At 56.8% G+C, this 13,809-nt stretch carries 15 protein-coding genes and 1 other annotated feature; of the genes, 10 read left to right on the top strand and 5 right to left on the bottom strand.

What is annotated here, in order from left to right; all coding sequences use genetic code 11:
- Positions 1-59: 59 nt before the first annotated feature.
- On the bottom strand, positions 60-1,232 hold the full coding sequence (dacD, locus tag M8014_RS09480) for a serine-type D-Ala-D-Ala carboxypeptidase DacD (RefSeq protein WP_271282349.1): 1,173 nt from the start codon (positions 1,230-1,232) through the stop codon (positions 60-62).
- Positions 1,233-1,436: 204 nt separating this feature from the next.
- Here dacD and sbcB point away from each other — a divergent pair, with 204 nt between their 5' ends.
- Positions 1,437-2,861, top strand: a complete 1,425-nt coding sequence (gene sbcB, locus M8014_RS09475; protein WP_271282238.1) for an exodeoxyribonuclease I — start codon at positions 1,437-1,439, stop codon at positions 2,859-2,861.
- Between the two features lie 94 nt (positions 2,862-2,955).
- Here sbcB and M8014_RS09470 read toward each other — a convergent pair whose 3' ends face one another.
- The 4 genes from M8014_RS09470 to M8014_RS09460 all read right to left on the bottom strand — a co-directional run bounded on the left by M8014_RS09470 (position 2,956) and on the right by M8014_RS09460 (position 6,381).
- Positions 2,956-4,314: an APC family permease gene (locus M8014_RS09470; RefSeq protein ID WP_271268678.1), complete on the bottom strand. Its 1,359-nt coding sequence runs from the start codon at positions 4,312-4,314 to the stop codon at positions 2,956-2,958.
- Positions 4,304-4,366 carry a membrane protein YoeI gene (yoeI, locus tag M8014_RS22850; RefSeq protein WP_418939545.1) on the bottom strand — a complete coding sequence of 21 codons (63 nt, stop codon included), beginning with the start codon at positions 4,364-4,366 and terminating at the stop codon, positions 4,304-4,306. The genes M8014_RS09470 and yoeI overlap by 11 nt, the downstream gene beginning before the upstream one ends.
- Before the next feature lie 220 nt (positions 4,367-4,586).
- Complete coding sequence (locus M8014_RS09465) at positions 4,587-5,516, bottom strand: LysR family transcriptional regulator (protein WP_271282237.1); 930 nt, start codon at positions 5,514-5,516, stop codon at positions 4,587-4,589.
- Positions 5,517-5,556: 40 nt separating this feature from the next.
- Positions 5,557-6,381, bottom strand: coding sequence for an SDR family oxidoreductase (locus M8014_RS09460; protein ID WP_271282236.1), 825 nt, complete (start codon positions 6,379-6,381; stop codon positions 5,557-5,559).
- 174 nt (positions 6,382-6,555) lie between these two features.
- Between M8014_RS09460 and hisL the strand changes: the two genes are divergently transcribed.
- The 9 genes from hisL to hisIE all read left to right on the top strand — a co-directional run bounded on the left by hisL (position 6,556) and on the right by hisIE (position 13,772).
- Positions 6,556-6,606: a his operon leader peptide gene (gene hisL, locus M8014_RS09455; RefSeq protein WP_001364200.1), complete on the top strand. Its 51-nt coding sequence runs from the start codon at positions 6,556-6,558 to the stop codon at positions 6,604-6,606.
- Positions 6,582-6,705 (top strand) — a sequence feature (His leader region). Its footprint overlaps the gene before it by 25 nt.
- A 45-nt stretch (positions 6,706-6,750) precedes the next feature.
- Positions 6,751-7,650 (top strand): ATP phosphoribosyltransferase, encoded by a 900-nt coding sequence (gene hisG / locus M8014_RS09450; protein WP_271282235.1) that lies wholly within the window; start codon positions 6,751-6,753, stop codon positions 7,648-7,650.
- Between the two features lie 5 nt (positions 7,651-7,655).
- Positions 7,656-8,960 carry a histidinol dehydrogenase gene (hisD, locus tag M8014_RS09445; protein ID WP_271282234.1) on the top strand — a complete coding sequence of 435 codons (1,305 nt, stop codon included), beginning with the start codon at positions 7,656-7,658 and terminating at the stop codon, positions 8,958-8,960.
- Complete coding sequence (gene hisC, locus M8014_RS09440; protein ID WP_271282233.1) at positions 8,957-10,018, top strand: histidinol-phosphate transaminase; 1,062 nt, start codon at positions 8,957-8,959, stop codon at positions 10,016-10,018. The genes hisD and hisC overlap by 4 nt, the downstream gene beginning before the upstream one ends.
- The gene (hisB, locus tag M8014_RS09435) at positions 10,015-11,082 is read left to right on the top strand and encodes a bifunctional histidinol-phosphatase/imidazoleglycerol-phosphate dehydratase HisB (RefSeq protein WP_271282232.1); all 1,068 of its coding nucleotides are present in this window, start codon (positions 10,015-10,017) and stop codon (positions 11,080-11,082) included. The genes hisC and hisB overlap by 4 nt, the downstream gene beginning before the upstream one ends.
- The gene (gene hisH, locus M8014_RS09430; RefSeq protein ID WP_271282231.1) at positions 11,082-11,672 is read left to right on the top strand and encodes an imidazole glycerol phosphate synthase subunit HisH; all 591 of its coding nucleotides are present in this window, start codon (positions 11,082-11,084) and stop codon (positions 11,670-11,672) included. The genes hisB and hisH overlap by 1 nt, the downstream gene beginning before the upstream one ends.
- Positions 11,672-12,409, top strand: a complete 738-nt coding sequence (hisA, locus tag M8014_RS09425) for a 1-(5-phosphoribosyl)-5-[(5-phosphoribosylamino)methylideneamino]imidazole-4-carboxamide isomerase (RefSeq protein ID WP_271282230.1) — start codon at positions 11,672-11,674, stop codon at positions 12,407-12,409. The genes hisH and hisA overlap by 1 nt, the downstream gene beginning before the upstream one ends.
- Entirely contained in the window at positions 12,391-13,167 is a 777-nt protein-coding gene (gene hisF / locus M8014_RS09420; RefSeq protein WP_271282229.1) for an imidazole glycerol phosphate synthase subunit HisF, read from the top strand. The genes hisA and hisF overlap by 19 nt, the downstream gene beginning before the upstream one ends.
- Positions 13,161-13,772 (top strand): bifunctional phosphoribosyl-AMP cyclohydrolase/phosphoribosyl-ATP diphosphatase HisIE, encoded by a 612-nt coding sequence (gene hisIE, locus M8014_RS09415; RefSeq protein WP_271282228.1) that lies wholly within the window; start codon positions 13,161-13,163, stop codon positions 13,770-13,772. The genes hisF and hisIE overlap by 7 nt, the downstream gene beginning before the upstream one ends.
- The last annotated feature ends 37 nt before the right edge of the window (positions 13,773-13,809 follow it).

The raw sequence follows: 13,809 nt of genomic DNA, 5'->3' as shown, positions 1-13,809 counted from the left end.
TTGTGCTGTGTTTATTATGTGAGCAGACTCGCACCCTCGCCAGCCTGCTCACTGCCGGGTCAGGCTTTGTGGTGCAGATAGTCGCTCAGACGGGAGAACATTCCCCCTTTGCCAACACTTTCCAGCGTCACCAGCGGCCAGTGAGCCACCACTTTATCGCGATCGTAAAGCTCAATCTCACCTACCCGCTGGTGCGCAGCGATCGGGGCTTCCAGCTCTTTTTTGTCCAGCACGTATTTGGCTTTGATATTCGGCACCTCTGACTTCGGCAGGGCCAGCCAGAAGTCCTGGTCGGTACCCAGAGAGATCGTCTCTTTGTCGCCGTACCAGATACGCTCGCTGCCGACCTGCTTGCCGTTATGCAGGATCTGCACGGTATCGAAATTCTGCTGTCCCCAGTGCAGCAGCTTGCGGGCCTGATCCTCACGGCCTTTCGGGCTCTCCGCCCCCATGATAACGGCAATCAGGCGGCGCTGGCCGTCAACGGCCGAGGCAATCAGGTTAAAACCGGCGCCGGAGGTGTGGCCGGTTTTCAGACCGTCGACGCTAAGCGATTTATCCCACAGCAGGCCGTTGCGGTTCTGCTGGGTGATGCCGTTCCAGGTCAGGCTCTTCTCGCTGTACATGTGATAAAAGTCAGGCTCGCCGTGGATGATGGCGCGGGAGAGCACCGCCAGATCGAAGGCAGAACTATGCTGGCCCGGGGCATCCAGGCCGTGAACCGTCTCAAAATGGGTATCGCGTAAATTCAGCTTTTGCACATAGTCGTTCATCATCTTGACGAACTGGGGCTGTCCGCCCGCCACGTAGTCGGCCAGCGCAACGCAGGCGTCATTGCCGGAGTCAACAATCAGGCCACGGCTGAGATCATGCACCGATACCCGCTCACCCGCCTTCAAAAACATCAGCGAGGAGCCGTCAAACACCGGATTGCCCTTTGCCCAGGCATCCTGGCCGACGGTCACCATATCGTCCGGGGTGATGCGATGGCTGTCGATAGCGCGATCGACCACGTAACCGGTCATCAGCTTGGTCAGGCTGGCCGGATTACGCTGCTGATGTTCATTGCCCGCCGTTAAAATCTGCCCCGTCGTATAGTCCATCAGCACCCAGGATCCTGCCTGAATTGCGGGCGGCTGCGGCGCATAGTGAATGGGATCGGCAGCCAGCGCGGATGAGATGCTTAAAGTGAGTAAAGAAACAGCAATAAACAGACGGCGTTTCAACGGTATATCCTCAGGTCGTTTAAAATCGTTGCCCTTTTTACGGAACTTCTTGTGTCGATACCTGGAATAATTGCAAAAAAATGTGACAGCACGCAGGTTTTTCCCGGACAGAAGGTCGCAAATTTCACTCCTGAAGGCGCTTTTTCTTCGGCGCGCCTGGCCGGATGGTTTACCATAGCGGCGTCACTCATAAACAGGATGGTATTACTGGTGTCTGACTCCGCCGCGCTGCCCACATTTTTATTCCACGACTACGAAACCTTTGGCACCAGCCCCTCGCTGGATCGCCCTTCTCAGTTTGCCGCGATCCGCACCGATGAGGATTTCAACATCATTAGCGAGCCGGAGGTTTTCTATTGCAAACCGGCTGATGACTATTTACCGCAGCCCGGCGCGGTGATGGTCACCGGCATCACGCCGCAGGAAGCCCGCGAGAAAGGGGTTAACGAAGCCGAGTTTGCCCGCCGCATCCACGATCTGTTTACGGTCCCGAATACCTGCGTGGTGGGTTACAACAACGTGCGTTTCGATGATGAAGTCACCCGCCACATTTTTTACCGTAACTTCTACGATCCTTACGCCTGGAGCTGGCAAAACCGCAACTCGCGCTGGGATCTGCTGGACGTAATGCGCGCCTGCTATGCCCTGCGCCCGGAGGGGATCAACTGGCCTGAAAATGATGAAGGGCTGACCAGCTTCCGCCTTGAGCACCTGACTCGCGCCAACGGCATTGAGCACAGCAATGCCCATGATGCGATGGCGGATGTCTACGCCACCATCGCAATGGCGAAGCTGGTTAAAGCCCAGCAGCCCAAGCTGTTTGCATACCTGCTCAGCCATCGCAGCAAGCAAAAATTAACCACCCTGATTGACGTGCCGCAGATGAAACCGCTGGTGCATATCTCCGGTATGTTCGGCGCCTGGCGCGGCAATACCAGCTGGGTCGCTCCTCTGGCCTGGCATCCGGAAAACCGCAACGCGGTGATTATGGTGGACCTGGCGGGCGATATGTCGCCACTACTGACGTTGGACAGCGACCAGCTTCGTGAGCGACTGTACACCCCGAAAGAAGCACTCGGCGATGACGCCGCCGTGCCGGTGAAGCTGGTACACATCAACAAGTGCCCGGTGCTGGCACCTGCCAGTACCCTGCGCCCGGAAGATGCTGAACGGTTGGGTATCGACAGACAGCGCTGTCTGGACAACCTGAAGCTGCTGCGTGAGAACCCGCAGGTGCGTGACAAGGTAGTGGCCATCTTTGCCGAAGCCGAGCCGTTTACCCCGTCGGAGAACGTCGATGCCCAGCTCTACAACGGCTTTTTCAGCGATGCTGACCGTGCGGCAATGAATATCGTTTTAAAGACTGAGCCTCGCAACCTGCCCGCGCTGGATATCAGCTTTGTCGATAAGCGTATTGAGAAGCTGATCTTTAACTACCGCGCGCGCAATTACCCCGGCACGCTGGATGAAGTGGAGCAGGAGCGCTGGTTGCAGCATCGACGCAACGTGTTTACCCCGGAGTTCCTGCAGGCCTACGCCCAGGAGCTGGAGAGCCTTTACGGTCAATATGAAGGGAACAGCGAGAAGCAGGCGCTGTTAAAAGCGCTGTATCAGTATGCGCAGGAAATTGTCTGAGTTATTGCAGACATAAAAAAACCGGAGTAAGAAACTCCGGTTTTTTTTTGCCCGGCGGCGCTGCGCTTGTGCAGGCCTACGGGTCATGTCGCCGTTATGCGATGTCTTCGTGCTGAGGAACCGGATTGCGGAAGCTTTTGGTCACGCATGCCAGGTAAATCAGACCGATACCACCCCAGATCAGACCCAGAATCATGGAGCTCTCTTCCAGGTTAATCCACAGCGCACCGACCGTCAGCGCACCACACACCGGCATCAGCAGGTAGTTAAAGTGGTCTTTCAGGGTTTTATTGCGCTTCTCACGGATCCAGAACTGAGAGATCACCGAGAGGTTAACAAAGGTAAACGCCACCAGCGCACCGAAGTTAATCAGCGCCGTCGCCGTTACCAGGTCGAATTTAATCGCCATCAGAGCAATGACACCAACCAGCAGTACGTTCCATGCCGGGGTACGCCATTTCGGGTGAATGTAACCGAAGAAGCGGCTCGGGAAGACGCCATCGCGGCCCATCACGTACATCAGACGAGAAACACCTGCGTGCGCTGCCATGCCGGAAGCCAGAACGGTGACGCTGGAGAAAACCAGCACGCCCCACTGGAAGGTTTGACCCGCAACATACAGCATGATTTCTGGCTGCGACGCATCCGGCTCTTTAAAGCGAGAGATATCCGGGAAGTAGAGCTGCAGGAAGTAAGACGCGCCGATAAAGATCACGCCGCCAATCAGTGCCGTCAGGAAGATGGCTTTCGGGATCACGCGCTCAGCGTCTTTGGTCTCTTCCGACAGCGAAGAGATGCCGTCGAAGCCCAGGAACGAGAAGCACAGGATTGTTGCACCGGTAATCATCGGCACTACGTTAGCATTTTCAGACCAGAACGGACGGGAGCTCATCAGCGTCCCCGCCCCTTCACCGTGGGCAACACCGTAGATAATAAGTCCGACAATGACCGACACAATACCCATCTGCAGCACCACAATCAGGGTGTTGAAGTTGGCCACGGTCTTGATGCTGCGCAGGTTAGAGATGGTCATAAAGGCCACCAGCGCGACAACAAAAATCCATGAAGGTACGGATGGCACCAGCGCTTCGAAGTAAATTTTCGCCAGCAGAATGTTGATCATCGGCATGAACAGGTAGTCCAGCAGCGATGACCAGCCCACCATAAAGCCGACAGCCGGGCTGATGGATTTCTGAGCGTAGGTATACGCAGAGCCTGCAGACGGGAAACGACGAACCAGTTTACCGTAGCTCAGCGCAGTAAAGAGAATAGCGACCAGCGCAAAGGCGTACGCCGTTGCAACGTGACCGTCAGTGAGGCCTGAAACGATACCAAACGTATCGAACAGCGTCATCGGTTGCATGTAGGCAAGGCCCATCATAACAACCGGAATCAACGTAAGGGTTTTACGTAATTCCACGCGAGAGGTTTTTGGAGTAGCGTTATGCGACATGGTGATTCTCCATTACGGTAAATACCGCCGCGTAAGCAAAAGATTGCCCCATTTTCTGTATTCCTCAGCGACAACAACTGTCGGATTTTAGTAAGTATCTATCCGGTACGAAGCCCGGCCTCTTGATTTAAATGATTTTCGTACATGCAAAAAAAAATAACCGACGCCTTTTATATCGTCGATTATTCCAATGCTTTTGCAGCGGCGGCATTTTCCTTAATTTGGGGCAAAAAGGCAAGCCTCCGGCACGCCCCTCACGCATAAATTTTTCACTAATCGCCTGTTTTATCGGCCTCATGCTGCGCGTACACGGCGGCAATAGCACTATTTGCTAAAATCTCTTGCCGCCACCATGCACTTGCCAGTCCGGCGGTCTGCTCATTCCAGCCTATCCATACTGATTCATAACTGGATTGTGCCATCACTTTCTTCTCGATCAGCGCCCCGCTTTCGATAAAGCGCTGGGCTAAATAACGCGGTAAAAATCCGCACCCTAAGCCACTAATTTGCAGTTCAAGTTTGGTTTTGAAATCAAAAACGGTAATCGCTTCCTGATCGTCCAGCAATTGAGAAGAGACCGCACAGCCTGGTAGGGCGCTGTCTCCCACCACAATAGCGCGATGATTTTTGATCGCCCGACGATTGACCGGCTCCGGCTCCTGGGCTAAGGGATGATGAGGGGCAATGACGAAGACCTGCTCCAGTTTCCCCAGGCAGGCAAAACCAAAATCGCTTATCTGCGGCGGTTCATGCAGCGCGCCGACCACGATGTCCGCCCGCCCCTGCACCAGCGCCTCCCATGACCCCGCCAGTACCCCGTTGATAAACTTCAGTCGGGTCACGCTGTGGCGCTCATAAAATGCCTCGATCAGCGGCGCAAGCAGGGAAAAGGGAAAGGTATCGTCCACGCCAATAACCAGCTCATTTTCCCAGCCCTGATGAAGCTTAACGGCCTGCTTTTCCAGCTCCCGGACCGAATGCAGAACTTCGCGGCCTTTTTCCAGCAGCATTTGTCCGGTGCGGGTGAACCGCGCCCGGTGGCCGGTCCGGTCGAGGATCTGAATATTGAGATCGCTTTCGAGCTTGTGAACCGTGTAGCTGAGGGCGGAGGGCGTCTTGAAGAGCTTTGCCGACGCGGCAGCAAAGCTCCCCTCTTTTTCGAGCGCATCAAGGATAATCAGGACATCCAGCAGCGGTTTCATGCTCACCCCCTTGTGGTGCGCCTATGCTCCGCCAGCGGCATTACTCCATCGGCATAACCAGCGGATCGGGAAAGAGATACTCAAATCCCAGTTCGTGACAGATGCGGTTCCCGTCAATCAACTTACCGGTCCCCTCACCCGGGGAATCATGAAATTGCGGTGGGGCCAGATTAAGCTGGCGCGACATCACTGGATAGAACGTACTGCGTGCAGGATGAGAAGGCGCACATATATTATAGATGTGACCGCCCTTCGGAGCCTGTAAAATCAAGGTAATTGCGCCGATCACGTCCTCAAGATGCACGAGATTGACGACATGTTGTCCGTCAGGCGCTGATTTTCCGGCAAAAAAACGTCCAGGATGACGTCCAGGACCCACCAGCCCCGCCAGGCGTAAAATGTCCACCTGCGTGCCGGGTAAATTATGCAGCCAGTCTTCCAGCTCCTTTAGCACCCGCCCGCTAGCAGTCACCGGCTGGCGTGGCATATTTTCTTTAACCGTGCCTTCAATATCGCCATACACTGATGTGGAGCTGGTGAAAATAATGCGCGGAATGTGGTGCGCCAGCGCGCAGTCGACAATTTCCTGCATCGCCTGCAGATAATAGTTCTCTCCGGCGCCAGTCCGCCGCGCCGGGAGGGTAATCACCAGCGCATCCACGTTCATCAGCGTGTCCAGATCCTCGGCATCGCACACCAGCTCGGGCTCCAGGCGCAATTCCACGCTCTCGATGCCGCACATCCGTGCCGCCTCGACGCCGTCCGGGGTGGTTTTGCTGCCCGTAACCTGCCAGCCCTGTGCCGTCAGCGACATCGCCAGCGGCATCCCGAGCCATCCTAAACCGACAATTGCGACCTTTTTCATCCGTTTTCTCCTGACTTTTACGCCTCTGCTTTAAGGCTACGCCAGCCCTGCGGAACTGACAATTGATAGCGCCAATATGAAATCATTTAATGATAAAAAAAAGCCCTTGCTTTCTGTAGCGTAAGTGGTTTAGGTTAAACGACATCACATGAATAAGCATTCATCGAGAATTTAATGACACGCGTTCAATTTAAACACCACCATCATCACCATCATCCTGACTAGTCTTTCAGGCGATGTGTGCTGGAAGACAGTTAGATCTTCCAGTGGTGCATGAACGCAAGCGAGAGCCCCCGGAAGAACACCTTCCGGGGGCTTTTTTTTGGACCGTATTCAAGCAAGTTACAACAGGATCACGAGGAAACCATAATGTTAGATAATTCACGTTTGCGCATAGCTATGCAGAAATCCGGGCGACTGAGCGATGATTCACGCGAACTGCTGGCGCGCTGCGGCATTAAAATCAACCTGCACACCCAGCGCCTGATTGCGCTGGCCGAGAATATGCCGATTGATATTCTGCGCGTACGTGATGACGACATCCCAGGCCTGGTAATGGATGGCGTGGTAGACCTGGGCATTATTGGCGAAAACGTACTGGAAGAAGAGCTGCTGACTCGCCGCGCGCAGGGCGAAGACCCGCGCTATTTCACCCTGCGTCGTCTGGACTTTGGCGGCTGCCGTCTGTCGCTGGCAACCCCGGCTGACGAAGCCTGGGACGGCCCAGCTTCCCTGAACGGCAAGCGCATCGCCACCTCCTACCCGCACCTACTGAAGCGCTACCTCGACCAAAAAGGCGTGCAGTTCAAATCCTGCCTGCTGAACGGTTCCGTTGAAGTGGCGCCGCGTGCCGGACTGGCTGATGCTATCTGTGACCTGGTTTCCACCGGTGCGACCCTTGAGGCTAACGGCCTGCGTGAGGTGGAAGTAATGTTCCGCTCTAAAGCGTGTCTTATCCAGCGTGATGGCGAGATGCCAGAAGCCAAGCAACAGCTTATTGACCGCCTGCTGACCCGTATTCAGGGCGTAATTCAGGCGCGCGAATCGAAATACATCATGATGCACGCTCCGACCGAACGTCTTGATGAAGTGATCGCTCTGCTGCCAGGCGCGGAACGTCCAACCATTCTGCCGCTGGCGGGCGATCAGCAGCGCGTGGCGATGCATATGGTCAGCAGCGAGACCCTGTTCTGGGAAACCATGGAAAAACTGAAAGCGCTGGGCGCCAGCTCAATCCTGGTGTTACCGATTGAGAAGATGATGGAGTAATCACCATGACCTTTAACACCGTTATCGACTGGAACACCTGTAACACAGAACAGCAGCGCGCGCTGCTGATGCGCCCGGCGATCTCTGCCTCCGACAGCATTACCCGCACCGTGGCGGAGATCCTGGAAAACGTGAAAACCCGCGGCGACGATGCCCTGCGGGAGTACAGCGCAAAATTTGATAAAACCGAAGTGGGCGTGCTGAAGGTAAGCGAGCAGGAGATTGCCGAAGCCTGTCAGCGGCTGGGTGATGATATTAAGCAGGCGATGGCGGTGGCGGTCAACAACATCGACACCTTCCACCAGGCGCAAGCGCTGCCTGTTATCGATGTAGAGACCATGCCGGGCGTGCGTTGCCAGCAGGTGACCCGCCCTGTCGACTCCGTCGGGCTGTATATTCCCGGCGGCTCGGCCCCGCTGTTCTCGACGGTATTAATGCTGGCGACCCCGGCGCGCATCGCTGGTTGTCGCAAAGTGGTACTCTGCTCCCCGCCGCCGATCGCCGACGAAATTCTGTATGCCGCGCAGCTGTGTGGTGTGCAGGAGATCTTCAAAGTGGGTGGTGCGCAGGCTATCGCCGCGCTGGCGCTGGGTACCGAATCGATTGCCAAAGTGGATAAGATCTTTGGCCCGGGCAATGCCTTCGTCACCGAAGCCAAGCGCCAGGTCAGCCAGCGTCTTGACGGTGCGGCTATCGACATGCCAGCAGGCCCGTCGGAAGTGCTGGTTATTGCCGACAGCGGTGCAACGCCGGATTTCGTCGCCTCCGATCTGCTGTCGCAGGCCGAGCACGGCCCTGATTCGCAGGTGATCCTGCTGACCCCGGATGCGGATATGGCAAAACGGGTTGGTGAGGCCGTTGAGCGTCAGCTGGCCGATCTGCCGCGTGCCGACACTGCCCGCCAGGCCCTCGCGGCCAGCCGCCTGATTGTGGCAACAGATCTTGACCAGTGCATCGCCATCTCCAACCTGTATGGCCCTGAGCACCTGATCATTCAGACCCGTAACGCCCGGGAGCTGGTTGACAGCATCACCAGCGCCGGCTCGGTGTTTCTTGGCGACTGGTCTCCGGAGTCTGCCGGCGATTACGCCTCTGGCACCAACCACGTGCTGCCGACCTATGGGTACACCTCTACCTGCTCAAGCCTGGGGCTGGCGGACTTCCAGAAACGGATGACCGTGCAGGAACTCTCCCGCGAGGGCTTTGCCGCCCTTGCCAGCACTATCGAAACCCTGGCCGCCGCCGAACGCCTGACGGCCCACAAAAATGCCGTGACGCTGCGCGTTGCCGCCCTGAAGGAGCAAGCATGAGCATTGAAGAGTTAGCCCGCGCAAACGTCCGCGCCTTGACCCCGTATCAGTCTGCCCGTCGTCTGGGCGGGAATGGCGACGTGTGGCTGAATGCCAATGAATTCCCGACCGCTGTTCCCTTCGGGCTGACCCAGCAGACGCTGAACCGTTACCCGGAGTGCCAGCCTAAAGCGGTTATCGAGAACTATGCAGCCTATGCCGGGGTAAAACCCGAGCAGGTGCTGGTGAGCCGTGGCGCGGATGAGGGTATCGAACTGCTGATCCGCGCCTTCTGCGAACCAGGCCAGGATGCGGTGCTGTACTGCCCGCCGACCTATGGGATGTATACCGTCAGCGCCGAAACCTTCGGTGTGGAACTGCGTACCGTGCCGGTGCGCGATGACTGGCAGCTCGATCTGCAGAGCATTGCTGATAATCTCGACGGCGTAAAAGTGGTGTTTGTCTGTAGCCCGAACAACCCAACCGGCCAGCTGATCAACCCGCAGGATATCCGCACCCTGCTGGAGATGACCCGCGGCAAAGCGCTGGTGGTTGCCGATGAAGCCTATATCGAATTTTGCCCACAGGCGACGCTCGCGGGCTGGTTAACCGAGTACCCGCACCTGGTGGTGCTGCGTACCCTGTCGAAAGCCTTCGCCCTCGCCGGGCTGCGCTGCGGCTTTACGCTGGCGAATATAGAGGTTGTCGACCTGCTAATGAAGGTGATTGCCCCCTACCCGCTCTCGACGCCGGTCGCGGATATCGCCGCCCAGGCGCTAAGCCCGCAGGGTATCACCGCCATGCGCGAGCGCGTGGCGCAGATCCTTGAGGAGCGTGAGTTTCTTGTCAGTCAGTTGCGCAACATCGCCTGCGTTGAGCAGGTTTTCGACTCTGAAACGAACTACATTCTGGCGCGTTTCACCGCCTCAAGTGCAGTCTTTAAATCTTTGTGGGATCAGGGCATTATCTTACGAGATCAGAACAAACAACCCACTTTAAGTGGCTGCTTACGCATTACCGTAGGTACCCGTGAAGAGAGCCAGCGCGTTATCGACGCCCTGAATGCGGAGAAAGTATGAGCCAGAAGTACCTCTTTATCGATCGTGACGGCACCATCATTTCAGAACCCCCGAGTGATTATCAGGTCGATCGCTTCGACAAACTGGCGTTTGAGGCCGACGTCATTCCGGTGCTGCTTAAGCTGCAGAAGGCCGGTTATAAGCTGGTGATGATCACCAATCAGGACGGTCTGGGCACGGACAGCTTCCCGCAGGTCGATTTTGACGGCCCGCACAATCTGATGATGCAGATCCTGACCTCACAGGGCGTGGCGTTTGATGAAGTGCTGATCTGCCCGCACTTACCGGCTGACAACTGCGACTGCCGCAAGCCGAAAGTGAAGCTGGTTGAACAGTATCTGGCCGAGGAAGCGCTCGATAAAGCCAACAGCTACGTGATAGGCGATCGCGCCACTGACCTTGAGCTGGCCACTAACATGGGCATCGTTGGCCTGCGCTATCACAGCGACACCCTAAACTGGGCGATGATTGGCGAACAGTTGACCCAACGGGATCGTTACTCGCACGTTGAGCGCAATACCAAAGAGACACAGATTGACGTGAAGGTGTGGCTGGATCGCGAAGGCGGCAGCAAGATCCACACCGGCGTCGGCTTTTTCGATCATATGTTGGATCAAATTGCGACCCACGGCGGTTTTCGCATGGAGATCGGCGTGAAAGGCGATCTGTACATCGACGATCACCACACCGTGGAAGATACCGGCCTTGCGCTGGGCGAAGCCCTGAAGCTGGCGCTGGGTGATAAGCGAGGCATCAACCGGTTTGGCTTTGTGCTGCCGATGGACGAGTGCCTGGCGCGCTGCGCGCTGGATATCTCCGGCCGTCCGCATCTGGAATATAAAGCAGACTTTGCTTACCAGCGTGTGGGCGACCTGAGCACCGAGATGGTTGAGCACTTCTTCCGCTCCCTCTCCTACACCATGGGCCTGACGCTGCACCTGAAAACCAAAGGCAAGAACGATCACCATCGCGTGGAGAGCCTGTTTAAGGCCTTTGGCCGCACCCTGCGCCAGGCCATCCGCGTGGAAGGCGATACGCTGCCGTCGTCGAAAGGAGTGCTGTAATGAACGTGGTGATCCTCGATACCGGCTGCGCTAACCTCAATTCGGTAAAGTCAGCGATTGCCCGCCACGGCTATGAGCCGCTGGTGAGTCGCGACCCGGATGTGGTGCTTCACGCCAGTAAGCTTTTTTTACCGGGCGTCGGCACCGCGCAAGCCGCGATGGATCAGATCCACCAGCGCGAGCTGGTTGAGCTGATTAAAGCCTGTACCCAGCCGGTACTGGGTATTTGTCTGGGGATGCAGCTGCTGGGCCGCCGCAGTGAAGAGTCCAACGGCGTGGACCTGCTGGGCATTATTGACGAGGACGTGCCGAAAATGACCGACCACGGCCTGCCGCTGCCGCACATGGGCTGGAACCGTGTCTACCCGAAAGCGGGCAACCGTTTGTTTCAGGGGATTGAAGACGGGGCGTATTTCTATTTTGTCCACAGCTACGCGATGCCGGTAAACGCAAACACCATTGCTCAGTGCAATTATGGTGAACCCTTCACCGCCGCCGTGCAGAAAGACAATTTCTACGGTGTGCAGTTTCACCCTGAACGTTCCGGGGCCGCGGGCGCGCAGTTGCTGAAAAATTTCCTGGAGATGTGATGATTATTCCTGCTTTAGATTTAATTGACGGCACGGTTGTCCGTCTGCACCAGGGCGATTACGGCCAGCAGCGCGATTACGGCAACGATCCACTGCCCCGGCTGCAGGATTATGCCGCCCAGGGCGCTGAGGTGCTGCACCTGGTAGACCTGACCGGCGCGAAAGATCCGGCCAAACGCCAGATCCCACTGCTGAAAACGCTGGTCGCGGGTGTGAATGTTCCGGTGCAGGTTGGCGGCGGCGTGCGCACTGAAGACGACGTGGCGGCCCTGCTGGACGCAGGCGTGGCGCGCGTGGTAGTGGGTTCCACGGCGGTGAAAGAACCCGAGACGGTGAAAGGCTGGTTCCGTCGCTTCGGTGCCGACGCACTGGTGCTGGCGCTGGACGTGCGCATCGATGACCAGGGGAAGAAACAGGTGGCGGTCAGCGGCTGGCAGGAAAATTCCGGCGTGACGCTGGAAGCCCTGGTGGAGACCTATCTGCCGGTCGGCCTTAAGCACGTGCTGTGCACCGATATCTCCCGCGATGGCACCCTGGCGGGATCCAACGTATCGCTGTACGAAGAAGTCTGCGCCCGCTATCCGCAGGTGGCGTTCCAGTCATCCGGCGGCATTGGCGATCTGAATGATATCGCCGCCCTGCGGGGTACGGGCGTGCGCGGCGTCATCGTGGGACGCGCCCTGCTGGAAGACAAATTTACGGTAACGGAGGCGATTCAATGCTGGCAAAACGGATAATTCCTTGTCTCGACGTGCGTGATGGCCAGGTCGTGAAAGGCGTGCAGTTCCGCAATCACGAGATTATTGGCGATATCGTCCCGCTGGCAAAACGCTACGCCGAAGAAGGCGCTGATGAGCTGGTCTTTTACGATATCACCGCCTCCAGCGACGGACGCGTGGTGGATAAAAGCTGGGTCGCGCGCGTCGCAGAAGTGATTGATATTCCCTTCTGCGTGGCAGGCGGCATCAAGTCCGCGGACGATGCAGCAAAAATCCTCTCGTTCGGCGCGGATAAAATCTCAATCAACTCCCCGGCGCTGGCCGATCCGTCACTGATCACCCGCCTGGCGGATCGTTTTGGCGTGCAGTGCATTGTGGTCGGAATTGATACCTGGTTTGACGAGGCCACCGGCAAATATCACGTCAACCAATATACCGGCGATGAAAGCCGCACCCGCGTGACCCAGTGGGAAACCCTGGACTGGGTACAGGAAGTGCAGAAACGCGGCGCAGGCGAGATCGTGCTGAACATGATGAACCAGGACGGCGTGCGTAACGGCTATGACCTGGAACAGCTGAAAAAAGTACGCGATGTATGCCATGTGCCGCTGATCGCCTCTGGCGGCGCCGGTACGATGGAACACTTCCTCGAAGCCTTCCGCGACAGCGACGTCGACGGTGCGCTGGCGGCATCAGTGTTCCACAGGCAGATTATTAATATTGGTGAGTTAAAAACGTTCCTGAAAAATCAGGGCGTGGAGATCAGGGTATGTTAACAGAGCAACAACGTGCGCATCTGGACTGGGAAAAGACCGACGGATTGATGCCGGTGGTAGTGCAGCACGCGGTTTCTGGCGAAATGTTGATGCTGGGATATATGAATCAGGACGCGCTGGCGAAGACCCTCGACAGTGGCAAAGTCACCTTTTTCTCCCGCACCAAACAGCGCCTGTGGACTAAGGGCGAGACCTCCGGTCACTTTCTGAATGTCGTGAGCATCACCCCGGACTGTGATAACGATACCCTGCTGGTACTGGTTAACCCTGTCGGTCCAACCTGTCATCTGGGCACCAGCAGCTGCTTTGGCGACGCCAGCCACCAGTGGCTGTTCCTGTATCAACTGGAGCAACTGCTGGCTGAACGTAAGCACGCCGACCCGGAAAGCTCCTACACGGCGAAACTGTACGCCAGCGGCACCAAGCGTATCGCACAGAAAGTGGGGGAAGAAGGCGTGGAGACCGCACTGGCGGCGACCGTCAACGACCGGCACGAGCTAACCAATGAAGCCTCGGATCTGATGTACCACCTGATGGTACTGCTGCAGGATCAGGAGCTGGACTTAACGGCAGTGATTGAAAATCTACGCCAGCGACACAAATAAAAAAACCGGGGAAACCCGGTTTTTTTTCAGCTTTCAG

The organism is Silvania hatchlandensis, from assembly GCF_025564065.1.
Classification (GTDB): Bacteria; Pseudomonadota; Gammaproteobacteria; order Enterobacterales; family Enterobacteriaceae; genus Enterobacter; species Enterobacter hatchlandensis.
This window is presented reverse-complemented; position numbering and strand designations above follow the sequence as displayed.

What these genes read in the sequence shown, in the direction of transcription:
- M8014_RS09470 (WP_271268678.1), bottom strand. Translation starts at nt 4,314, where the DNA reads ATGTCGCATAACGCTACTCCAAAAACCTCTCGCGTGGAATTACGTAAA.
- M8014_RS09465 (WP_271282237.1), bottom strand. Translation starts at nt 5,516, where the DNA reads ATGAAACCGCTGCTGGATGTCCTGATTATCCTTGATGCGCTCGAAAAA.
- M8014_RS09460 (WP_271282236.1), bottom strand. Translation starts at nt 6,381, where the DNA reads ATGAAAAAGGTCGCAATTGTCGGTTTAGGATGGCTCGGGATGCCGCTG.
- hisG (WP_271282235.1), top strand. Translation starts at nt 6,751, where the DNA reads ATGTTAGATAATTCACGTTTGCGCATAGCTATGCAGAAATCCGGGCGA.
- hisD (WP_271282234.1), top strand. Translation starts at nt 7,656, where the DNA reads ATGACCTTTAACACCGTTATCGACTGGAACACCTGTAACACAGAACAG.
- hisC (WP_271282233.1), top strand. Translation starts at nt 8,957, where the DNA reads ATGAGCATTGAAGAGTTAGCCCGCGCAAACGTCCGCGCCTTGACCCCG.
- hisB (WP_271282232.1), top strand. Translation starts at nt 10,015, where the DNA reads ATGAGCCAGAAGTACCTCTTTATCGATCGTGACGGCACCATCATTTCA.
- hisH (WP_271282231.1), top strand. Translation starts at nt 11,082, where the DNA reads ATGAACGTGGTGATCCTCGATACCGGCTGCGCTAACCTCAATTCGGTA.
- hisA (WP_271282230.1), top strand. Translation starts at nt 11,672, where the DNA reads ATGATTATTCCTGCTTTAGATTTAATTGACGGCACGGTTGTCCGTCTG.
- hisF (WP_271282229.1), top strand. Translation starts at nt 12,391, where the DNA reads ATGCTGGCAAAACGGATAATTCCTTGTCTCGACGTGCGTGATGGCCAG.
- hisIE (WP_271282228.1), top strand. Translation starts at nt 13,161, where the DNA reads ATGTTAACAGAGCAACAACGTGCGCATCTGGACTGGGAAAAGACCGAC.